Here is a 22,418-nt window from a genome sequence, read left to right as displayed (position 1 = left end):
CAGAGGCCGGTTTACTATTGACAGCACATATACCCATAGGGGTATATTGGGGCTGCATGATACCCGTAGGGGTATAAAAAGGATTTGTCATCAAGGAAGGACAACACGACATGTGCCGAGCAGTCTCCTGCAAGAAATGCGGTAAAACCACCTGGGCCGGGTGCGGCCAACACATCGACCAGGTCAAGGCCACCGTGCCCGCCAAGCAGTGGTGCACCTGCCCACGCGAACAGTCCAAGGGCTTCCTCGCCGGCCTGTTCGGAAGGTAGACCACAATGACTACTACTGTGATCATCGGCGGTGTCGCGGGCGGCATGTCCACCGCGACACGGCTGCGCCGCAACGACGAGGACATGGAAATCATTGTCCTCGAGGCCTCCAACAACGTCAGCTTCGCCAACTGCGGCCTGCCGTACTACGCGGGCGGCATCATCAAGAATCGTGCCGAGCTCCTGCTTCAAACACCGGAAGCGCTCAACGCCCGGTTCAACCTCGATGTCCGCGTGAACACCCGCGCGACCAGCATCGACCGTGAAAACCAGACCGTATCCATCACCACCCCCAACGGTGAAACGGATGCGATCCACTACGACTATTTGGTCCTCTCCCCTGGCGCGACCCCGATCGAACTACCCATCGAGGGCAGCGAGCGAGCACTGACTCTGCGCACCGTCGAAGATGTCGACGCGATCGTCGATAAGCTCGAAGGCGCTCAAACAGCAGCCATCATCGGCGGCGGCTTCATTGGCCTAGAGCTGGCAGAAAACTTCACGCACCGCGGCATCACCACCACCGTGATCGAGCGCGCGCCGGACATCATGGCGCCGCTGGACACTGAAATGTCGCGCATCGTGCGCAAGCACCTTGAGGCGAACGGCGTGCGCGTGTTCACTGACGCCGAGACGACGCTTATCGACGAGCGCTCGGTCCATCTGGCCGATGGCACCACCGTTGATGCCGATATCGTTATCTCCTCGGTGGGCGTTGCTCCGGCATCTGAACTGGCACGCGAGGCTGGCCTTGAGGTCGGCGCGCGCGGCGGCATCTCGGTGGATGAACAGCAGCGCACCAATGATCCGAAGATCTTCGCCGTCGGCGACGCGGCCGAAAAGCGCGATCACAACTCCGACGAAGCAACGCTAGTGCCGCTGGCGCAAACGGCGAACCGTCACGGCCGCCTAGTCGCTGATATCATTTCGGGCCGCGATACCCGCCGCACCGCCACGCTTGGCACCGCCATCGTGGGATTATTCGGCCTTGCGGCTGCCTCGGTGGGCTGGAATGAGCGCCGCGCCCGTGCAGCCGGCAAGAATCTGCGCATCATCCACCTCCACCCGGCGGACCACGCCGGCTACTACCCGGGTGCCACCCAGATCCACATGAAGTTAGTGATCGACGCCGATACGGATCTGATTCTGGGCGCCCAGACCGTAGGCAAAAACGGTGTGGACAAGCGCATCGATGTCCTGGCCACCGCTATGCGCTCGGGCCTAACCGCCACCGACCTGGCCGACCTCGAATTGGCGTACGCGCCACAGTTCGGCAGTGCCAAGGACCCGATCAACATGGCTGGTTTCATCAACGACAACATGGTCAACGGGGAGCAGACGATCCAGTTCTACGAGCTTGACGACGAGCTCTCGAACGGTGCCGTGCTGATTGATGTGCGCGAAGAATCCGAGTTTTCCGCAGGTCATATCCCGGGCGCGACCAATATTCCGCTGAATCAATTGCGGGAAAAGGCAACGGACTTCGTCGATAAGCGTGTGATTGTGCACTGCCAGGTGGGCTTGCGCGGACATACCGCGACGAGCATCCTGCGCAACCATGGCGTGGACGTGGCGAACCTTGACGGAGGCTACCTCACGTGGTCGACAGCGCGGTGACCAGCGGGACAACCAGTAGAGTGAGGGACATGCGTATCGAACCTGAAGAATCCAAGGCAGCCATCACCCGGCTCAAGCGAGCGCGCGGGCAGCTCGACGGCGTGATCCGCATGCTCGAGGAGGGCGTGGAGTGCGAGAAGGTGGCCACCCAGATTTCGGCCGTGTCCACCGCAGTCTCTCGCGCTGGCTTCTTGGTGATCTCCGAGGGCATGAAGAAATGCATGACCGAAGAGGGCCCTGACTCGCTGGACGAGAAGCGCCTGGAGAAGCTGTTCCTTTCCCTAGCTTAAAAGCCCAGCCCATCCAGCACACGCTGGTAGGCGGGGCTCGCGCCGTTAGCCGCGAAACGACGTAAGCCCCCGAGTGCTAGTTCCTCGCGTTCCGGATCCCCGGCCCAGTAAGACTCCAGCACCAGGGCAGCCTCGTCGTGCATTCCGGAATAGGCCAGCACGGAGGCCTGCCAGGACAGGATCTCAAACTGCAGGGTGGCGTGTACCGGCGTGCGCGCGACTCCGCCGCCGAAGGTTTTGCCTGCCCATGAGGTGAATTCGTGCGCGCGGGCTAGTTCTTGGCGCTCGATGAGAATCGGCAGGATGTCGTCGAGAAGCATGCCACATACGCGGCTGGCAGCGGGCTGTTCTTCCTCATCCTCAACGGCGGCTTCCACCGCAGCCTGGTACGCGCCGAAGCTTCCTGGCCAGTGCTGCGCCAGCTCTTCGGGGGAAAAGATGCTGACCAGGCGCAGCCCGCTCGCCAGGACCGCGCAGCGCTGGCCCGGTCGGGTGTCTTTGCCTATGTGGGTGGCGTTGTAGGTGTCGAGGGCGCGGTCGAAATCGTGGGCGTGCCAGTAGTTATCAGCAGCCAGCGTGAGGGCGTCAAGTTCGGCGCTGACGTACCCTGCGGTCCGCGCAACCTCCGCCCCGCGCAGTGCCGCCTCCCCTGCTGATGCGTGGCAGCCCAAGCGCTCGAAACTCAACGCCACGCTGCGGTGGTAGTCGATGCGGGCCTGGGCGGGATCCTTGACTGCCCCAGGGTCCGCCTCCAGCATCTCGTGCGCCCGGTGAAGCAGTGCAACGGCATCAATACGTCGCCCACCCACGCTAAAAACGGTGTGGAAACCGGCGGCGTCGGCGTAGTCCCCCGACCTTGTAGTAGAGAGCCCCACCAGGTAATCCAGCACAGAGTGCAGCGCGTGCGTGCGGCCATAATCCGCGACCAGCGACATGCGCATGGAGTAGGCCAGCAGGTAGCAGGTCCGCTGCTGTTCGTCGCCACGCCCGGCGTGCAGGACCAGTGGCAGGGCGCGGACGGCCACGTCGTAGGCGGCTGGGTGGTGTTCCGGGCTGCGGTTGAGCAGCACCATCATCAGCGCACTTAGCTCCCAGAAGGAGCGTTCACGCGGGGACGCGGCGGTGGTAGTGGCGCGAGCCACAAGTTCCGGCGTGTTCTCAAGAGCACTGGTTTCGTCGGAAAAGACCGCCGCGAAGTGCAGCTGCTCCATGTCCTCGGTCACCCAGTCCGGCAGTGTGATGCCATGAGAAATACCCGGCACCGCCCACAGGATGCGCGCGTAGGCGGTCAGGTGTTCGTCGAAAAGCGTGCCCGGCGCGGGAAAGGCCAAGGTGTCTTCGATGACGGGATCAAGTGCGTCGAGGCAGGTGCCGGCGAACATCTCGCGCGCTAGGTGTGGTCCGCGGGGAACGGGGGTGGCGGGAAAGTGGCGGGCGAGGTCGGCGCAGGTCACGTGTTGCGGGTCGATGCCCAGGTGCTCTTGCCATCGTGGGGCGCCGAAGCGCGCTACACGACGATGCCCCTGGCCTGCGTGCACCATCGCGTTGAAGAATTCGCCGTACACGTCTGTGGCATGGGCCGGGTCTTGGAACAGTGCTTCTGTTTGGGCGGCGAGCGACAGGGCCTCGTCGTACAGCCCGCCGATCGCGAGCTGGGTGGCGGTGCGCACGATACTGGCGGCGAACTGGGGTTTTCCTACCTCGTGGGTCAGGCTGTGGCGGAGGTGGCGGATGGTGGACTCGAGGTCGTGTTCCATGCCCCTAACGCTAGCGCCGGGAGGCTCTGAGCGCGCGCCGAGGAACAAACCACCCAAAACATGAGAGTTCCCTCACAATAGTCGGCGTGTCGGTGACTTCCTACGGCTGCGTAGGTTACGGTTTCATAGTTGTACTGTTTCTACCCCCTAACAGACTTTCGAAGGAACATACGCATGACTTTGACGCCACTTCTGGCTATGACGAAACCGGCCCTCGCATTCGCAGGGCAGGGTTCCAACTGGCAGGCCACGCTTGCCGACGCCGCCACCTCCCCCATGACACGCAGCCGCCTCAGCGACTTGCTGGACCGCGCACGCACCACGACGGGCCCTCTCGCCCGCCTGCTGGCCTCCACCGTGCCTGGTACCAACGAGCGCCTGCGCGAGCTGATCGAGGAGGACGCTTCCGCTGCTGCGCAGAACATCGATGTGCACCCGGCTGTGTCCGTTCCGGGCATCGTGCTGGGTCAGATCGCCGCGGTGGAACAGCTGCGCGATCTGGGCTTAGACATCACCGACACGCAGCTGGTCGGCCACTCCCAGGGCTCCCTGGGTGTGGTTGCCGCCCGCCACCCAGAGCAGGCTCTGGCCTTTGCTCTGCTGCTGGGCACGGCTGCTTCGCACGTGCATGGCGCAACCGATGAGCGCCCCCACATGCTCTCCGTCCGCGGCCTGTTCGTCGAGGAGGTCACCGAGCTGGTGGAAGATTCCGGCGCACAGGTCGCCGTGATCAATGGCCCCCGCCACGCAGTGCTCTCTGGCACGCCGGAAGCCTTGGAGGCTGCGCGCACGGCGATCGAATCCGCCGCAGAATCCTTCAACGCGCAGCTTGAGGCCGCCGAGTTCGGTGGCGCGGAGATGAACCCGCTTTTCGACGAGCTCCCCGTCGCCTACCCATTCCACGGCAACACCGACGCCACCGAGCAGGCCGCTCAGCTGGCCGCCACCTGGGCTGAGCAGTGCGGCATTGACCTAGGCGAGTTCTCCGCCCGCGACCTGGCCCGCGCCATCCTGCACGACCAGCACAACTGGCCAAACAAGATTACGGAACTTATCGACGAGGGCGTCACCCATATTGTGGCGCTGGACAAGTCCTTGGCCACCATCACATCCAAGCTCACCCACGGGTTTGGTGTGGCTGTTGTCACGGCTGATTCTTCGTCGGCACGCGATGACCTGGCCACCCCGGGCGCCGAGCTTCCTGAGGCGGTGGACTACTCCCAGTTCGCGCCGCGCCTGGTTCGTCTGCCTGACGGCAAGACCTATACCCAGACCCGCTTCTCCACCGTGACTGGCTTGTCGCCGATCATGCTGGGTGGCATGACGCCGACCTCGGCTGACGGTGAGATCGTCGCGGCTGCCGCCAACGCTGGCTACTGGACGGAGATGGCCGGCGGCGGCATGTACTCCGACGAGGTCTTTACCCATCACAAGGACGTGATGGAGTCCTTCCTGGAGCCGGGCCGCACCGCCCAGTTCAACACCATGTTCTTCGACCGCTTCCTGTGGAACCTGCAGTTCGGCCAGGCGCGCATCGTGCCGAAGGCGCGTGCTGCCGGCGCATCCTTCAACGGTGTGTGCATCTCCGCTGGTATCCCTGAGGTCGACGAGGCCACCGAGCTGCTCGCTCAGCTCAAGGCAGACGGCTTCCCCTACATTTCCTTCAAGCCGGGCACCTCGAAGCAGATCCGCGACGCGGTGAAGATCGCTGCCGCGAACCCGGACTTCCCCGTGATCATTCAGGTCGAGGACGGCCACGCTGGTGGCCACCACTCCTGGACCAACCTGGATGACATGCTGCTGGATACCTACGCGGAGGTCCGCCAGCACCCGAACGCGCTGCTCACCGTCGGCGGCGGCATCTACGCCCCCGAGGTGGCCGCGACCTACATCACCGGTACCTGGTCTGAGAAGTACGGCTTGGCCCCGATGCCTGTCGATGCCGTGTTCATCGGCACCGTCGCCATGGCGACCAAGGAGGCCAAGGCCACCGATTCCGTCAAGGACCTGCTGGTCAACACCGCTGGTATCGCTGCCGACGACAACGGCGGCTGGGTCTCCCGCGGCACCGGCCGCAACGGTGTCGCCTCCTCCCAGTCGCACCTGCTGGCCGATATCCACGACTTGGACAACTCCTTCGCAGCGGCTTCCCGCCTGATCACGGCAACCGACGTGGAGGACTACCAGGACCGCCGCGATGAGATCATCGAGGCGATCAACAAGACCTCCAAGCCATACTTCGGCGACGTTGAAACCATGACGTACGCCGAGTGGGTCGAGCGCTTCGTCGAACTGGCACACCCATTCGTCGACCCCACCTGGGATGACCGCTTCTTCGACCTGCTCCACCGCGTCGAAGCCCGCTTGAATGACGCGGACCACGGCGATATCGAGACCCTCTTCCCGGATATCGACGAGGTAGCCGACGCACCTGCCATGGCCGCCCGCCTGCTGGAGGCCTACCCTGAGGCCCGCGAGACCACGGTGAGCCCGCGCGATGCCGCGTGGTGGATCTCCCTGCACTACAAGCACGTCAAGCCAATGCCGTGGGTCCCAGCCATCGACGGCGACTTGAAGACCTGGTTCGGCAAGGACACCCTGTGGCAGGCGCAGGACGAGCGTTACGACGCTGACGAAGTCCGCATCATCCCTGGCCCACTGGCCGTTGCTGGCATCACGAAGAAGAACGAGCCCGTCGCTGACCTGCTGGGCCGTTTCGAAGCCGGCGCAACCGAGGCGCTCGAGAAGGCTGGCGCCGAGGTCAACGAGCAGTACTCCCGCCTGGCTAACGCCACGACCGCCGAGGAGTTCATCAAGGCGGCACCGACCATCGTGTGGCACGGCCACCTCATGGCCAACCCGGCCTATGAGATGGACGATGACGCTTATGACCTGATCCAGGACGAAGACGGCGCGTGGTCGATCCGCATCAACTCCGATTCCTACTGGGATGACCTGCCGGAAGACCAGCGCCCGTTCTACGTGCGCGAAGTCACCATCCCGCTCGACCTGTCTGAGGGCGTAGCCACCGGCGCATCCCCTGTCGTGTCCGACGAGCGACTGCCGGATTCCGTCTTCGCACTGCTGCAGGGTCTTGCTGGTGTCGGCTCCACCTCGGAGACCGGCGACGAGATCACCGAGATGCCACAGATCATCGAGGGATCCGTCTCTGAGGACGCGCCTTTCGGCGTGGCGGAGTACTCCTTCACCCTGCCCGCTTCCCTGCTGACGGCTCACACCAATGTCACCGGCGCGGCCCTGCCTGTCGGTGGCGATTCCGCCGATGCAGGTGCCGAGAACGTCGTCGGCACGCCCGACGTCCTTGTCGGCCCATGCTGGCCAGCGATCTACACCGCGCTGGGCTCCGGTCAGCTTTCCGACGGATACCCCGTCATCGAGGGCCTGCTCAACGCCGTGCACCTCAACCATGTTGTTGATGTGCGGGTTCCGCTGCATGAGCTTGCCGACGGCCGCCGCATCGACGTGACCTCCAAGTGCACGGCTATCGACGAGTCTGTCTCCGGGCGCATCGTCACCGTGGAACTGGAGCTGCGCGACCACGAGTCCCAGGACGTCGTCGCTACACAGATGCAGCGCTTCGCCATCCGCGGTCGCGCCACCGGCACGGCTCAGCCAACTCCGGCTCCTGAGTTCGGCGGCGGCAAGTCCTCCACCAAGATCGAGGCCACCCCGCGTTCCTTCGTGGACCGCGCCACCGTCACCGCCCCGGCTGACATGACCCCGTTCGCGCTGGTCTCCGGTGACTACAACCCGATCCACACCTCCTACAACGCGTCCGGCCTGGTCAATCTGCAGGCCCCGCTGGTGCACGGCATGTGGCTGTCCGCCACCGCCCAGCACCTGGCAGCGCGCCACGGCGAGGTCGTGGGCTGGACCTACTCCATGTACGGCATGGTGCAGCTGAACGATGAGGTGGAGATCACCGTCGAGCGCGTGGGCCGCAAGGGCATCCACAAGGCCCTCGAGGTGACCTGCCGCATCGACGGCGAGGTCGTCTCCGTCGGCCAGGCGCTGCTGGCACAGCCGAAGACTGCCTACGTGTTCCCAGGTCAGGGTATCCAGACCGAGGGCATGGGCAAGTCCGACCGCGACGCATCTCCAGCTGCGCGTGAGATCTGGCGCCGCGCCGACCGCCACACCCGCGAAGCACTGGGCTTTAGCATCCAGCGCATTATCGACGAGAACCCCACAGAGCTCGTCGTTAAGGGCACGACGTTCCGCCACCCACAGGGCGTGCTGCACCTGACGCAGTTCACCCAGGTCGCGCTGGCCGTCGTCGCTTATGCGCAGACCGAGCGTCTGCGTGAGGCTGATGCATTGGCGTCGAACTCCATGTACGCGGGCCACTCGCTGGGCGAGTACACCGCGCTGGCGTCTCTCGCGAATATTTTCGACCTCGAGGCAGTCATCGACGTGGTCTACTCTCGTGGCTCCGCTATGGGCTCGCTGGTACCGCGCGATGAGGAAGGCAATTCCGATTACGGCATGGGTGCGCTGCGCCCGAACATGATCGGTGTGTCTGCCGACGAGGTGGAGGACTATGTCGCGAGCGTGTCTGAGAAGACCGGCGAGTTCCTGCAGATCGTCAACTACAACATCGCTGGCCAGCAGTACTCCATTGCGGGTACCAAGAAGGGGCTGGCGGCGCTGAAGGCAGAGGCGAACGCGATCCGCGACCGCGCCTACGTCACCGTCCCTGGCATCGACGTGCCATTCCACTCCTCCGTCCTGCGCGACGGCGTGCCTGCGTTCGCTGAGAAGCTCGACGAGCTGCTGCCAGCAGAGATCGATATTGAGGCGCTGGAGAACCGCTACGTCCCGAACCTGGTGGCCCGCCCCTTCGAGCTGACTCAGGACTTCATCGATTCCATCAAGGACGAGGTCCCCACCGAGCGCCTGAAGAATGTCACTCCAGAAAACACCGATGCCAATACCCTGGCGCGCACGCTGCTCATCGAGCTGCTGGCGTGGCAGTTCGCATCGCCTGTGCGCTGGATTGAGACCCAGGACCTGCTGCTGCGCACCAACGACCAGATGATCGAGGTTGGCCTGGCGTCCAGCCCAACCCTGACGAACCTGGCAAAGCGTGAGATGGACGTCATCGGCCACCACATCCCAGTGTTCAACGTGGAAGCGAACCAGGATCAGGTCATGCTGCGAGATGTCGTCGAGGCGCCTGTGCAGGATCTTCCTGAGCCTGCCGAGGATTCCGCGGCTTCCGCAGGCGGCGAGGAGCCAGCACAGTCTCCAGCTCAGGCCGAGGCTGCCCCGGCCACCCCAGAACCCGCGAGCGCACCCGCGCCAGCTCCTGCTGCATCCGGTGGCGGCTCCGGCGCCGACGCGCCCGACCTGCCGTTCACCGCGGCGGACGCGATCATGGTGCTGTTCAGCTTCCAGAACAAGATGCGCTTGGAGCAGATCAACGACACCGACACCGTCGAAGAACTGACCAACGGCGTGTCCTCTCGTCGTAACCAGCTGCTCATGGACATGTCTGCGGAAATCGGCGTGCCTGCCATCGACGGCGCCGCCGACGCAGACGTGGCAACCTTGCGCGAGAAGGTCAAGACCGCGGCGCCTGGCTACAAGCCTTTCGGCTCCGTCCTCTCTGAGGCGGTTACTGCCCGCCTGCGCCAGCTCACCGGTGCTGCCGGTGTGAAGCCGGCTTACGTCGGCGAGCGCGTCTCCGGCGCGTGGGGCCTGCCAGAGTCGTGGGTTGCCCGCGTTGAGGCAGAGATCCTGCTGGGCTCGCGCGACGAGGAGTCCGTGCGCGGCGGAACGCTGGCAACGATCCCGATCTCCGCGTCGTCGAAGGCTGACGTGGACGCGCTTGTCGACGCCGCAGTGCAGTCCGTCGCCTCCCGCCATGGTGTGTCCGTGTCCCTGGCTTCCGGCGGCTCGGGCGGTGGCGGCGGTGTGGTCGACTCGGCCGCACTCGATGCCTACGCCGACGAGATGAAGGACACCCTGGTCTCCACCGCACGCACCCTGCTGGACAAGCTGGGCGTGGACCTTTCGGCTGCTCCAGAGACCGAGGGCCTGGACACCACTGTCATCGACACCGTCGAAGCAGAGCTGGGCTCCGGCTGGGTCAAGCTGGTCACCCCGGTCTTCGATGCGCGCCGCGCGGTGCTTTTCGACGACCGCTGGGCCCAAGCCCGCGAGGACCTCGCCCGCATTGCGCTAGGAGAGATGACTCTGGAAGCCAGCCGCTTCGCCGGCACCGGCACCACGGTCGCTGAGCAGGCAGAATGGTATGCCGACAACGGCTACCAGAACGTGGAGCTGCTGCGCGAGATCGCCACGGTCGCCCGCGAGGAGGCCGAGGAAGAGTTCGCCGGCGATGTCGCACTGGTCACCGGTGCTGCGCCTGATTCGATCGCCACAGCGGTCGTCGAAAAGCTGCTTGCTGGTGGTGCGACCGTGATCATGACGGCGTCCAACGTCAGCCAGGCGCGCAAGGAATTCGCGCGCACGCTGTACAAGGACAATGCCTCTGTTGGCGCGCAGCTGTGGGTGGTTCCTGCGAACCTCTCCAGCTACCGCGACATTGACGCGCTGATTGACTGGATTGGCTCCGAGCAGCGTGAGACCGTGGGCAACGAGGTCAAGATCATCAAGCCTGCGCTCACACCGACCTTGGCGTACCCGTTTGCGGCGCCGTCGGTCTCTGGCTCGCTTGCCGACGCCGGCCCAGCCGCCGAAAACCAGACCCGCCTGCTGCTGTGGTCCGTGGAGCGCACCATCGCTGGCCTGTCCGAGCTGGCGCAGCGTGCCGACGACTTCCCCGCCACCCGCACCCACGTCGTTCTGCCTGGTTCCCCGAACCGCGGCATGTTCGGCGGCGATGGCGCCTACGGCGAGGTCAAGGCAGCCCTCGATGCCATCCTGGCGAAGTGGGGTGCTGAGGCCGGCTGGCCAGAAGGCGTCACCCTGGCCCAGGCGAAGATTGGTTGGGTTGCCGGCACCGGCCTGATGGGCGGCAATGACTTCATGGTCGATACCGCCAAGGAGAAGGGCATCCACGTGTGGAGCCCTGAGGAAATCTCCTCCGAGCTGGTTGGCCTAGCCTCCAAGGAGAGCCGCGCCAAGGCTGCGGACGCACCGATCGAGCTGGACCTCACCGGCGGCCTGGGCGATTCGCCGATCTCCCTGCCTGACATGGCGAAGGAAGCGGCGGCCGCTGGCGCGGACGAAAAGAGCGGAGAGACGCTCGAGGCCCCAGTCACCATCAAGGCACTGCCGAATATCGCGCACCCAACCCAGCCAGTCGAGGCAGAAGTCGGCGAGGTCACCTGCAACCTCGATGACATGATCGTCGTCGTCGGCCTGGGCGAGGTGTCCTCCTGGGGTCTGGGACGCACTCGTCGTGAAGCGGAATACGGCATCCAGCGTGACGGCGATGCCGAACTGACCGCCGCCGGCGTCCTGGAACTGGCGTGGATGATGAACCTCGTCGAATGGAACGAGGATCCGAACCCAGGCTGGTACGTCACCTCCAGCGGTGAGGAAGTGAAGGAAGAGGATATCTACGACCGCTTCCGCGACGAAGTCGTGGCGCGCTCCGGTATCCGCACCCTGACCGACAAGTACTTCCTCACCGACCAGGGCTCGATCGATGCCACCGAGGTCTTCCTCGACCGCGACATCACGTTTACCGTCGCGAACGAGGCCGAGGCCCGCGACATCGAGGAAGCCGACCCAGACAAGACCGAGGTCGCCGAGGTCGACGGCGAATGGACCGTCACCCGCAAGGCAGGCGCCACCGCGCGCGTGCCGCGCAAGGCGACCCTGACCCGCACCGTCGCGGGCCAGATCCCGGACGACTTCGACCCTGCTAACTGGGGCATCCCGGCGCAGATGATCGACGGACTGGACCGCATCGCGGTGTGGAACCTGGTCACCGCGATCGATGCGTTCATCTCCGCTGGCTTCACCCCGGCAGAGCTGATGCAGGCGATCCACCCAGCCCAGGTCTCCACGACCCAGGGCACCGGTATCGGCGGCATCGAATCCCTGCACAAGGTGTTCGTCACCCGCTTCCTGGGCGAGGAACGCCCGAGCGACATCCTGCAGGAAGCACTGCCGAACGTTGTGGCAGCGCACGTGATGCAGTCGCTGGTCGGCGGCTACGGTTCCATGATTCACCCGGTCGGCGCGTGTGCGACCGCCGCGGTGTCCGTGGAAGAGGCCGTGGACAAGATCGCGCTGGGCAAGGCGGACTTCGTGGTCGCCGGCGGTATCGACGACGTGCAGGTGGAATCCCTGACCGGCTTCGGCGACATGAACGCCACCGCTGAGACCAAGAAGATGACCGACCAGGGCATCCACAACCGCTTCATCTCTCGTGCGAATGACCGCCGTCGTGGCGGCTTCCTCGAGGCTGAAGGCGGCGGTACGGTGCTGATCGCCCGCGGTTCGCTGGCGGCCGAGCTGGGCCTGCCGGTCTACGCGGTCATCGGCTACGCCTCATCCTTCGGCGATGGTGCGCACACCTCCATCCCGGCCCCTGGCCTGGGTGTGCTGGCTGCTGCGCGCGGCGGGGAGAACTCGCGCCTGGCGAAGAACCTGAAGTCCCTGGGGCTCACCCCAGACGATGTCAGTGTCTTGTCCAAGCACGACACCTCCACCAACGCCAACGACCCGAACGAGTCCGAGCTGCACTCCCTGCTGTGGCCTGCGATCGGCCGCGACCCGAAGAAGCCGATGTACGTCATCTCCCAGAAGACGCTCACCGGCCACTCCAAGGCAGGCGCAGCCCTGTTCCAGACCGGCGGCATCATCGATGCGCTGCGCACCGGCGACCTGCCACAGAACGCGTCACTGGACTGTGTGGATCCGCTGCTGGAGCCGAAGTCGAAGAACTTGGTCTGGCTGCGTGCACCGCTTGCACTGGGCGCGGGCAACGTGAAGGCGGCGGCGTTGACGTCGCTGGGCTTCGGCCATGTCGGCGCACTGCTGGTGTTGGCGCACCCGGGCGTGTTCTACGCGGCACTGCGTCAGCAGCGTGGCGAGGACGCGGCGCAGAGCTGGCGTGAGCGCGCCACCGACCGTCTCCGCCACGGCGCGGGCCGTCTGGAGGCGGGCATGATCGGGCGTGCTGACCTGTTCACGCAGATCGAGAACCGCCGCTTCGTGGAGGGCCACACGAAGTCTTCCGAGATCGCGTTGCTTCTCGACGAGAACGCGCGCCTCGGAGAGGATGGCACTTATCCGATCGCGTAGCGGATAAGTAGTTAGGGGGAAGCACCCCTCGGTTGCCTGTGGAGGGTCACCGAGGGGTGCTTCGTCGTTAAGCGAAAAGCGCCGCAGGGGCCACGGCGGATTGCTAAAGTTTCGCTTTATGGCATCGATAACGTTCGACCACGTGTCCATCACCTACCCCGGCGCCGCCGAGCCCAGCGTGAAGGACTTTGACCTGCATATCGACGACGGCGAGTTCCTAGTGCTGGTGGGGCCGTCGGGCTGTGGCAAATCCACCACGCTGCGCTCGCTGGCCGGGCTGGAGCCGACGAGCCACGGCAGGATTCTTATCGACGACACCGACGTGACCCACATGGAACCCGGCGAACGCGACGTGGCCATGGTCTTTCAGAACTATGCCCTCTACCCGCACCTGACGGTGGCGAAGAATATGGGTTTTGCGCTGAAGTTGGCCAAGCTCTCGCAGGCGGAGATTGACGCGAAAGTCAACGAGGCCGCCGAGCTGCTGGGGCTGAGCGAGTTTTTGGACCGTAAGCCGAAGGACCTCTCTGGTGGTCAGCGCCAGCGCGTGGCGATGGGCCGGGCGATCGTGCGCGAGCCGAAGGTCTTCCTGATGGATGAGCCGCTGTCGAACCTGGACGCGAAGCTGCGTGTGCAGACCCGCGCCGAGCTTGCCGCCCTGCAGCGCCGCTTGGGCACGACCACCGTGTATGTCACGCACGACCAGGTGGAGGCGATGACGATGGGCGATCGGGTCGCCGTGCTCAACGACGGCGTCCTGCAGCAGGTCGCGCCGCCAAAGGAGCTGTACAACGAGCCGGTCAATGAGTTCGTCGCCGGTTTCATCGGCTCCCCCGCCATGAACATTTTCGACGACCCCGCCGACCCCACCGTCCGCTTGGGCGTGCGGCCCGAGCACATGCACTTGCTTATCGACGACGGGCCAAACGATTTCGCGGCGGGTATGTCGCGGCGTACCGGCACCGTGAGCTTGGTGGAGGAGCTGGGCTCGGAGGCGTACGTGTACCTCGACAGTGAAGGCGTCCGCTACGTGGCCAAGGTGCCGCAGGGGCACATTCCGCGCATGGGTGATACGGCCACGGTGGCCTTTGACGGGGCTAGCGCGCACCGTTTTTCAAAGGAAACGGGCGAGCGGATCGTCGAAAAGCGGGCATAGCTACCCCCACCTGGGGTGATTTACTTCACTTTGGCCCGCGGGGGTAGCCGGTCTCACTATGGTAAGGGAAAATTTATTCCTTAACCGAAAGGACGTCCCATGTCGATTCGTTTCACTCGACGTACCGCCGGCACCGTCGCCGCCGCCACCCTCGCGGCGATGAGCCTGGTTGCCTGCTCCGGCGGCGAAGACTCCGCCGGCTCCTCCTCCGGTGGCGCCGCCCCCGTCGATGATGGCACCGAAGCCGCCCGCGGCCCCATCACCTTCGCGATGGGCGCGAACGACACCGACAAGCTCGTCCCCATCATCGAAGCGTGGAACGCCGAGCACCCCGACGAAGAAGTCACCCTGCGCGAACTGCCAGGCGAGGCCGACGCCCAGCGCGAAACCCTCGTGCAGTCCCTGCAGGCCGGCAACTCTGACTACGACGTCATGGCTCTCGACGTGGTCTGGACCGGCGAATTCGCCGCCAACCAGTACCTCGCGCCCCTGGAGGGCGAACTGGAAGTAGACACCTCCGGACTGCTTGAGGCCACCGTCGAATCCGCCACCTACAACGACACCCTCTACGCCCTGCCGCAGAACACCAACGGCCAGCTGCTCTACCGCAACACCGAATTCATCCCCGAAGAGCCCGCCAACTTCCAGGAGCTCATCGACTCCTGCCAGGACCTGGACGAGGTCGGCTGCCTGACAACCCAGCTGTCCCAGTACGAGGGCCTGACCGTCAACACCGCAGGCTTCATGGAAGGCTGGGGCGGATCCATCCTGGGCGAGGACGGCCAAGAAGTCACCGTTGACTCCGAAGGCTCCAAGGCCGGCCTGCAGGCGCTTGTCGACGCCTACTCGGACGGTGTGATCACCGAAGACTCCACCGCAGCCACCGAGGAAGAAACCAACCTCGCCTTCGTCGAAGGCCGCACCGCCTACGCCATCAACTGGCCATACATGTACACCAACGCGGAAGGCGAAGCCTCTGAGGTAGCCGGCAACGTTGAGGTCTCCCCGCTGGTCGGCGAGGACGGTGTGGGCGCATCCACCCTGGGTGGTTACAACAACGGCATCAACATCAACTCCGAGAACAAGGCCACCGCGCGCGACTTCATCGAGTTCATCATCAATGAGGACAACCAGATGAGCTTCGCAGAGGCCTCCTTCCCACCAGTGTTGGCGTCCATCTATGACGACGAGTCCCTCGTCGAAAAGTACCCGTACCTGCCTGCCCTGAAGACCTCCCTGGAAAACGCGGTGCCGCGCCCAGTCTCCCCGTTCTACACCGAGATCTCTAAGGCCATCCAGGACAACGCGTACGCGGCACTGACCGCCGGCAAGAGCGTCGACGACGCCACCGCCGGCATGAAGGCTGCGATCGAAAACGCCGCCGGATAACCGGTCTTCTCAACCAATGCTCACAAAAGCTCAAAGCACCAAACGCGCAGCGCTGCTCTTGGCGCCCGCGCTTTTGGTGCTTGCTGTCGTTATGGGCTACCCAGTCCTGCGCGCCATCTTCCTGTCCTTCCAGGCCGACAGGCACCTGGACCCCGACACCGGCCTTTTCGTTGAGGGCGGCTTCGCCGGCTTCGACCACTACCTGTACTGGCTGACACAACGCTGCATGACACCCAGCGGCGAAGCCGGGGTCTGCCCGCCCGGCACCCTGGCCACAGACTTCTGGCCGGCGGTGCGCAACACGATCTTCTTCACCGTCACCACCGTCGGGCTGGAAACCGTGCTGGGGATGATCATGGCGCTGATCATGGCCGGCGACTATAAAGGCCGCGGGCTGGTCCGCGCCGCTGTCCTGATCCCCTGGGCCATCCCCACCGCCGTGACCGCCAAGCTGTGGCAATTCATGTTCGCCCCGCAAGGCGTGGTCAACTCAGTGCTTGGCACCAACATCATGTGGACCACCGACCCCTGGGCCGCCCGCTTCGCCGTGATCATCGCCGACGTGTGGAAAACAGCCCCCTTCATGGCGCTGCTCATCCTGGCCGGGCTGCAGATGATCCCGAAAGAAACCTACGAAGCAGCGCGCGTGGACAACGCCACCCGCTGGCAACAGTTCTGGCTGATCACCCTGCCGCTGGTACGCCCCGCGCTGATGGTGGCGGTGCTCTTCCGCACGCTCGACGCGCTGCGCATGTATGACCTGCCGGTCATCATGATCAGCGCCTCCGCCAACTCCCCCACCGCCGTGGTCAGCCAGCTGGTGGTCCAAGACATGCGCCAAGGCAACTTCAACTCCGCCTCCGCCATGTCCACACTGATCTTCCTCTTCGTCTTCGCCGTCGCGTTTATCCTGATCCGGTTCCTCGGCGCGGACGTCTCCGGGAAGGGGCAGGAGCGCAAAGACGCGCGCGAGGCCCGTCGTCGACAAGCACGGCAGGCCCGGCAGGAAAAGGAGGCCACGGCATGAACGCCAAGCGCAGAGCCGCCATCTTGCACTACATAGGTGTGGCTTTCATCCTGGTGTGGGGGCTGGCACCGTTTTATTGGATGCTGGTTGTCGCGTTGCGCGATTCCGCCTTCACGTTTGACACGACCCCGTGGCCAACGCACGTCACGCTGGATAATTTCCGCGACGCACTTGCCACGGACAAGGGCAATAATTTCGGACGCGCGATCGTGAACTCACTGATCATCTCGGTGGCGACCACGCTGGTAGCGGTGATCGTCGGCGTCGGCGCGGGCTACGCCCTGGCGCGGCTGAACTTCCCGGGCAAGTCGCTGATCACCGGCATCGTGCTGGCGGCGTCAATGTTCCCGGGCATCGCCTTGGTCACTCCCCTGTTCCAGCTGTTTTCCAACATCGGGTGGATTGGCACCTACCAGGCGATGATCGTGCCGAATATTTCCTTTGCGCTGCCGCTGACGATCTACACGCTGATCTCCTTCTTCCGGCAACTTCCGTGGGAGCTGGAGGAGGCGGCGCGTGTCGACGGCGCCTCCCGGGCCCAGGCGTTTCGCATGGTCATGCTTCCCCTTGCGGCGCCGGCACTGTTTACCACCGCGATCTTGGCGTTCATCGCCGCCTGGAATGAGTACATGTTGGCGCAGCAGCTGTCGACGGTGGCCACCGAACCCGTCACCGTGGCCATCGCGCGTTTCGCCGGGCCGAGCGCTTTCGAGTACCCATACGCCGCCACCATGGCCGCCGGCGCGCTTGTGACGGTGCCGCTGATCCTGATGGTGCTGGCCTTCCAGCGGCGCATCGTCTCGGGGCTGACGGCCGGCGGTGTCAAGGGTTAATCAATAGCCAGACGGATCCACACCGGCTCCGGCACCAGCCGCACCCCGAACGCCTCCTCCACACCGGCCCGGACCTCGCGCGCGAGCGCCTTCACATCGTCTGCACGCGCCTGGCCCCGGTTGGTGATGGCCAGCGTGTGCTTCGTCGATAAGCGAACCGGCGCCCCCTCACCCGGGTAACCGCGCTGAAAACCGGCGCGTTCGATCAGCCACGCCGCCGACAGCTTCTCGCGCCCATCCGGCTGCGGGAAACGCGGCATGTTCTCCTCGCCGACCTTCGCATCAATCTCATCCGCAAGGCGCGTATCGACGACCGGGTTGGTGAAAAAGGAACCCGCACTCCAGGTGTCGTGATCAGAAGCATCCAGCACCATGCCCTTGCGGTGACGCTGCTCCAACACCGACTCGCGCGCCGCCGCCACCGACACGCGGCGGTTCTCCATGTGGCGCAGCGGAATGGAAATGCCCGTGGGATCCAGCTTCAGCTCCACCTCCAACACCACGGCGCGGCCCGTGAACTTCAGGTTGGAATAGCGGTAAGCCAAATCCAGGTCCTCTGGCTCAACCCACTCCGTGGTGCGGGTCTGACGGTTATACAGTTTCACGCGCTGCAGCACGTCGGCGATCTCCGCGCCGTACGCGCCCACGTTCTGCACCGGCACCGCCCCCACCGAACCGGGGATCCCGCTTAGGACCTCGATGCCGGCCAGCTTGTGCTCTACCGTGGCGGCCACCACGTCGTCCCACACCGCGCCGGCTTCCGCGTTGACGGTGCCGTCCGGGTGGATCGTCACCTTATCGTTGGCCGCGACCACCGCCACAAGATCCAGCTCCCCGTCCGCCACCACAAGGTTTGAGCCACCGCCGACGACCAGCAGATCCACGCCGTTGTCGTCGAGAAGCTGCACCGCGGAAGCCAAGGCCTCGCTTGTCTGCGCGCGCACCGCCGCAGCCGGACTGCCACCCACGCGCAAAGTAGTGACCTGCGAAAAGGCAAAATCCTCGAGCGGCGTGATGCCGTCGATCGCGGTCAATGTGACAAAAATATCGCCCGGGATGCGGGCCTTAGATGAATCAGACACGCCTCTAACGGTAGTCTGTCTGCTATGGCAAACCGTAGCGAAAACACCGTAACCATCAACCACCCTGCGCAGAAGGTGCACGAGGCCTACACGAAGGCCGAGTACTGGGCGTACATCGCCGAAAACCTGTCGCCGGAACCAGGCGAGCTCAGCGACTTTAGCGATAACACCGCTACCCTCTTCGAAATCCTGCCCCTCGACATCCTGCCGGAGGCCGTGCGCGCGATGGTCTCGCAGTCGCTGAAGCTCAAGCGCGTGGTCACCGTCGGCGAACTCAACGGCGACTCCGCAGAGCTGTCCTTCACCGGTGACGTCAAGGGCACCCCAGTGGACATGAAGGGCGACATCCACTTGAAGGCCAACGGCGAGGACTCCACCACCTTGTCCTACGAGAACGAAGTCACCGTGGATATCCCATTCATGGGCCCTGCTATTGAGCCGAAGGTGGGCGAAGCACTGGCTGAGATCTTCACCAACGAGGGCAAGCTCACCGAGACCTGGATCTCCGAAAACCTCTAAACCCTGGAGTTTTCGTGGCCGACCATGCTCATAACTTGCGCGCGCCCACAGGCGCCGGGGCGAGCCGTGGTCGGCCATTTGGCGTGATCACCCGCGGAACGACCGGGTTCAATCGCCTGCGCCGCTCTGACCGGTGGGCGTTTTACCACCCGCGCGTTTCTTCGCTGATCCGTGGCAGGCCGGCGCCGCTGGCGGTCGATGTGGGGTACGGAGCAAGCTTTACGACGACCGTTGAGTGGTCTCGCTGGCTGCGCCGCCTTAACCCCAACGTGGAAGTTGTGGGGCTGGAAATCGACCCTGAGCGTGTCCTGCCGCCCCGCGATGGGGTCCGTTTTGAGCTGGGCGGCTTCGAGCTCGCCGGCTATCGCCCCGACTATGTGCGCGCGTTTAATGTGCTGCGCCAGTATGACGTGGACCAGGTGGACATGATGTGGCACGAGGTGTGCTCGCGCTTGGCCCCTGGGGGGCTGTTTCTTGAGGGCACGTGCGATGAGATCGGCAGGCGGGCTGCGTGGGTGCTTCTCGACGAGGGCGGGCCGCTCACCTTGACGCTGGCCTGGGACCCGTTCGACGTTGAGCGCCCTAGTGATGTGGCCGAACGCCTGCCGAAGAAGCTGATTCATCTCAACCGGCCTGGTGAGAAGATTCATGACTTGTTGCAGTCCGCCGACGCGGCGTGGGACCGTGCCGCCAGCTGGGAGCCTTATGGCCCGCGGATCAGGTGGCGGCAGGCGCGGGAATTGTTGATCGCTGAAGGCGTGCAACTTCACCCGCAGCGCCGACCGATTCGCGATAATATTTTGACTGTGGATTGGGCTCTTGTGGCCCCTGATATTATTTAATTCCCTTTTGAAACTCCGTGACCGCCACTGTTGGTGCGCTAAGCGCCTGTTGGAGATGAACTAACTGATGAGCAAATCGACTGCGTCGACCGTGTGGAAAGTGATTTTGGCCATTTTGGTCGGCATCCTTGTCCTCGTCCTTGTCGTCGAAATTGGACTGCGCTGGTTCATTTCCCACCAGATGCGCTCCCAGTTCGCGGAGGCCACGCCAGACACCGTGGCGGTACAGGAGGAGCCGTCGGTCTCTTTCGGCCCGTACCCCCTTGTGGCTAGCCTGGTGGCCGGCAACATTCCCTCCATGGAAGTGACTACCCCGTCCACCCTGCAGCTGGACACTGAGCCGATCGCCGGCGCGCCGGCCGCGCACATTGCGATCGAGGACCTGTCCATGTCCAACGATCCGGTCGCGGGGTCGCTCTTGGTCACCACTGAGCTTCCCGACGATTATGTCGAAGAAATCCTGCGCCAAGAACTAAACAAGGCGCTTGAATCGGGCGAGACGGACTCAGAGATAACGGGCTTTCTGACCAATCTGATCTCCATCAGCGAGGTGACCGCGAACCCCAACGACAATACATTCGACATCGTCTTCACCGAGGGCATCCTGTCTCTTGAACTGCGCCCAGTGATGGTGGATGAGCAGCTCACCTTTGAGGCCGCCTCTGTCTCCCTGTTCTCCTTCGACCTGCCGCCCCAGGTCACCGAGTTTGTCACCCGGCTGCTGGCTGAGGCCTTCCAGCAGGAAATGACGATGTCGCTGACGATTCAGGAATTTACCGTCATCCCCGACGGCTTCCGCATCACCGCCACCGGCCAGAACGTGAACCTCAACGAGCTGTCAAACTCTGATCAGGCCTAGCGGGAAAGACGCGCGCCGCGCCGCGGGACAGCCAATCGATTACCGCGTCGATATCGTCGATCTCCCCGAACACAGCCACCTCCGCCTTGACCTCGGGCACAGCCCCTCCCGCTGCGTCGACGGCAACCACCTCGGCCCCCGCTTTGTCGGCGAGTGCGGCCACGTAGGGATTCGGTGCGATCACCCCGAAGCGCACCCCCTCCCCGACGGCCTGGCCCACTGCGATCATGTCGGACAGCAACGCAGACTCATCAGGCTGCTCGTCGTGAGCGTCAACCGGCACAGTAAGCCATACCTCTGTCGCCCCCATTTCGCCGGCCAAACGGGCCTCGGCCGCCTTCACAAGGCTCTGGTGGCGCCCAGTGGGCCACCCCACCAAAGCGATCACAGAACCGGGTGCGGACGGCACGTCCAATGGCTCCACGACCACCCCGGCCGGGAACGCGGAAAGGCCCGCCACGGGGCGTCCGGCTCCGAAGGTGCCGACCCGGGTGGCGAGCCACTCACGATCCGATACAGCGCTAATAGCCGAAATCACCACGCAAGATTCGCTGGATCTGCGGGCGCACATCGAAATAGTAGACACCCGTGGCAATCGCGCCGATCCATGCCAGCAGAGGCAGTTTCAGCAGACAGGCGAACGCGCTACCTGCAAGAATCAGGATCCACATCGGCTTCGGCTGGCGGTTCGCAGCGTCAAAAGCATCGGGCCGGGTGTTAGCCACCATGACCGCGCCCACCACCGCCGCAACACCCACCAAGACAAACAGCAGGAACTCCAGCAGAGATGGCAGCCGGGTCAACACAGTGACTGCATCGAGGGTCTGAACCATTTAGTTGACATCATCCTTCGGGTTGGCGGTGTTGTCGTCCGTGTCGACGACCTCGCCGTCAATAATATCCGCACCATCTGCGGCCTGATCACTGCCTTGATCATTGCCGTTGCTGAATCCCTCAGACACGCGGTTGATCAGGCCCTCCATACGGTTGCGCATGTCGGCGATCACGCCTTCGCTCTCTGCCTTCGTAGCGTCGTCGCCTGCGCTGTTCGCACGCTCACGCACCTGGCCCACGGCCTGATCGAAGGTGGCGCGGACCTGGGCGATGGCATCGTCGAAAGCGCTGCGGGCTTCATCGGCACGATCCGACTCCTTCGCACCCTGCGCCGCACGCGACACCGAGCCGGCCAGGTCGCGGAAGATGTGCTCCGCATCGCCCGCAAAGGACGCCGAAGCCTGCTTGTACTCATCAGCATTCGACGCCTGGCCGAATGCCTCACGCGCCCGGCTCACAGCGTGCTTCACCTGGTCGAGCACCGTGTCATCGTCATCGAGCGGCGAGGAAGCAGCGTGTGCACCCGCCGGCGTATCAGCCTCGCGGTCGGCCTTAAAACGGCGGGTGAAATCGCCCACCATGTCGCCCAGGCTGGCGCCCGCCGCGACGAGCGCCTCGCCGGCACCCTTCAGCGATTCGCCAAGAGATTCACTATTCGAGTTCGTGTTCTGATCAGTCATGAGCCTTGTCCTTCTTAG

The 22,418-nt window shown here is 64.3% G+C and carries 16 protein-coding genes; 11 read left to right on the top strand and 5 right to left on the bottom strand.

Annotated features, from left to right (window positions below; all coding sequences use genetic code 11):
* Nucleotides 1–110 precede the first annotated feature (110 nt).
* From B097_RS13565 to B097_RS0105430, 3 genes are read left to right on the top strand one after another with little or no spacing between them, the layout of a single operon-like run.
* Nucleotides 111–269, top strand: coding sequence for a DUF8730 family Cys-rich protein (locus B097_RS13565; protein WP_018581532.1), 159 nt, complete (start codon nucleotides 111–113; stop codon nucleotides 267–269).
* Between the two features lie 6 nt (nucleotides 270–275).
* The gene (locus B097_RS0105435; protein WP_018581531.1) at nucleotides 276–1,886 is read left to right on the top strand and encodes an FAD-dependent oxidoreductase; all 1,611 of its coding nucleotides are present in this window, start codon (nucleotides 276–278) and stop codon (nucleotides 1,884–1,886) included.
* A 29-nt stretch (nucleotides 1,887–1,915) separates the two neighbouring features.
* Nucleotides 1,916–2,176: a metal-sensitive transcriptional regulator gene (locus B097_RS0105430; RefSeq protein WP_018581530.1), complete on the top strand. Its 261-nt coding sequence runs from the start codon at nucleotides 1,916–1,918 to the stop codon at nucleotides 2,174–2,176.
* Here the strand turns inward: B097_RS0105430 and B097_RS0105425 are convergent.
* Nucleotides 2,173–3,933, bottom strand: a complete 1,761-nt coding sequence (locus tag B097_RS0105425) for a hypothetical protein (RefSeq protein ID WP_018581529.1) — start codon at nucleotides 3,931–3,933, stop codon at nucleotides 2,173–2,175. The two genes, B097_RS0105430 and B097_RS0105425, sit on opposite strands and share 4 nt — an antisense overlap.
* A 174-nt stretch (nucleotides 3,934–4,107) precedes the next feature.
* On the opposite strand from B097_RS0105425, the gene B097_RS0105420 reads away from it, so the two are divergent.
* The 5 genes from B097_RS0105420 (at nucleotide 4,108) to B097_RS0105400 (ending at nucleotide 17,584) form a co-directional block, all read left to right on the top strand.
* On the top strand, nucleotides 4,108–13,179 hold the full coding sequence (locus B097_RS0105420; RefSeq protein ID WP_018581528.1) for a type I polyketide synthase: 9,072 nt from the start codon (nucleotides 4,108–4,110) through the stop codon (nucleotides 13,177–13,179).
* 118 nt (nucleotides 13,180–13,297) lie between these two features.
* Nucleotides 13,298–14,335 (top strand): ABC transporter ATP-binding protein, encoded by a 1,038-nt coding sequence (locus B097_RS0105415; RefSeq protein ID WP_018581527.1) that lies wholly within the window; start codon nucleotides 13,298–13,300, stop codon nucleotides 14,333–14,335.
* A 99-nt stretch (nucleotides 14,336–14,434) separates the two neighbouring features.
* Nucleotides 14,435–15,724: an ABC transporter substrate-binding protein gene (locus tag B097_RS0105410; RefSeq protein WP_018581526.1), complete on the top strand. Its 1,290-nt coding sequence runs from the start codon at nucleotides 14,435–14,437 to the stop codon at nucleotides 15,722–15,724.
* A gap of 16 nt (nucleotides 15,725–15,740) precedes the next feature.
* Entirely contained in the window at nucleotides 15,741–16,751 is a 1,011-nt protein-coding gene (locus B097_RS0105405) for a carbohydrate ABC transporter permease (protein WP_018581525.1), read from the top strand.
* Nucleotides 16,748–17,584, top strand: coding sequence for a carbohydrate ABC transporter permease (locus tag B097_RS0105400; protein ID WP_018581524.1), 837 nt, complete (start codon nucleotides 16,748–16,750; stop codon nucleotides 17,582–17,584). Before B097_RS0105405 ends, B097_RS0105400 begins: the two co-directional genes overlap by 4 nt.
* Here the strand turns inward: B097_RS0105400 and B097_RS0105395 are convergent.
* On the bottom strand, nucleotides 17,581–18,666 hold the full coding sequence (locus B097_RS0105395) for a UDP-N-acetylmuramate dehydrogenase (protein WP_018581523.1): 1,086 nt from the start codon (nucleotides 18,664–18,666) through the stop codon (nucleotides 17,581–17,583). The genes B097_RS0105400 and B097_RS0105395 overlap by 4 nt on opposite strands.
* A gap of 24 nt (nucleotides 18,667–18,690) precedes the next feature.
* Between B097_RS0105395 and B097_RS0105390 the strand changes: the two genes are divergently transcribed.
* The 3 genes from B097_RS0105390 (at nucleotide 18,691) to B097_RS0105380 (ending at nucleotide 20,886) form a co-directional block, all read left to right on the top strand.
* Nucleotides 18,691–19,185, top strand: a complete 495-nt coding sequence (locus B097_RS0105390) for a DUF2505 domain-containing protein (RefSeq protein ID WP_018581522.1) — start codon at nucleotides 18,691–18,693, stop codon at nucleotides 19,183–19,185.
* Between the two features lie 14 nt (nucleotides 19,186–19,199).
* Complete coding sequence (locus tag B097_RS0105385; protein WP_026254334.1) at nucleotides 19,200–20,027, top strand: class I SAM-dependent methyltransferase; 828 nt, start codon at nucleotides 19,200–19,202, stop codon at nucleotides 20,025–20,027.
* A 67-nt stretch (nucleotides 20,028–20,094) separates the two neighbouring features.
* The gene (locus tag B097_RS0105380; protein WP_018581520.1) at nucleotides 20,095–20,886 is read left to right on the top strand and encodes an LmeA family phospholipid-binding protein; all 792 of its coding nucleotides are present in this window, start codon (nucleotides 20,095–20,097) and stop codon (nucleotides 20,884–20,886) included.
* On the opposite strand, the gene B097_RS13120 is transcribed toward B097_RS0105380, so the two are convergent.
* Genes B097_RS13120 through B097_RS0105365 form a run of 3 tightly spaced genes read right to left on the bottom strand, consistent with a single transcriptional unit; the run spans nucleotide 20,855 to nucleotide 22,400 of the window.
* Nucleotides 20,855–21,427, bottom strand: coding sequence for a hypothetical protein (locus tag B097_RS13120; RefSeq protein WP_147287113.1), 573 nt, complete (start codon nucleotides 21,425–21,427; stop codon nucleotides 20,855–20,857). The genes B097_RS0105380 and B097_RS13120 overlap by 32 nt on opposite strands.
* Nucleotides 21,408–21,719: a DUF2516 family protein gene (locus B097_RS0105370; RefSeq protein WP_018581518.1), complete on the bottom strand. Its 312-nt coding sequence runs from the start codon at nucleotides 21,717–21,719 to the stop codon at nucleotides 21,408–21,410. The genes B097_RS13120 and B097_RS0105370 overlap by 20 nt, the downstream gene beginning before the upstream one ends.
* A complete protein-coding gene (locus tag B097_RS0105365) occupies nucleotides 21,720–22,400 on the bottom strand; it encodes a CGLAU_01105 family protein (RefSeq protein WP_018581517.1) in 681 nt (226 codons plus the stop codon). It abuts the gene before it with no gap.
* Nucleotides 22,401–22,418 lie beyond the last annotated feature (18 nt).

Source organism: Corynebacterium pilosum DSM 20521 = CIP 103422 (genome assembly GCF_000373805.1).
Lineage (GTDB): Bacteria > Actinomycetota > Actinomycetes > Mycobacteriales > Mycobacteriaceae > Corynebacterium > Corynebacterium pilosum.
The sequence above is the reverse complement of the archived record's forward strand: the minus strand, read 5'-3'. Positions and strand labels throughout refer to the sequence as shown.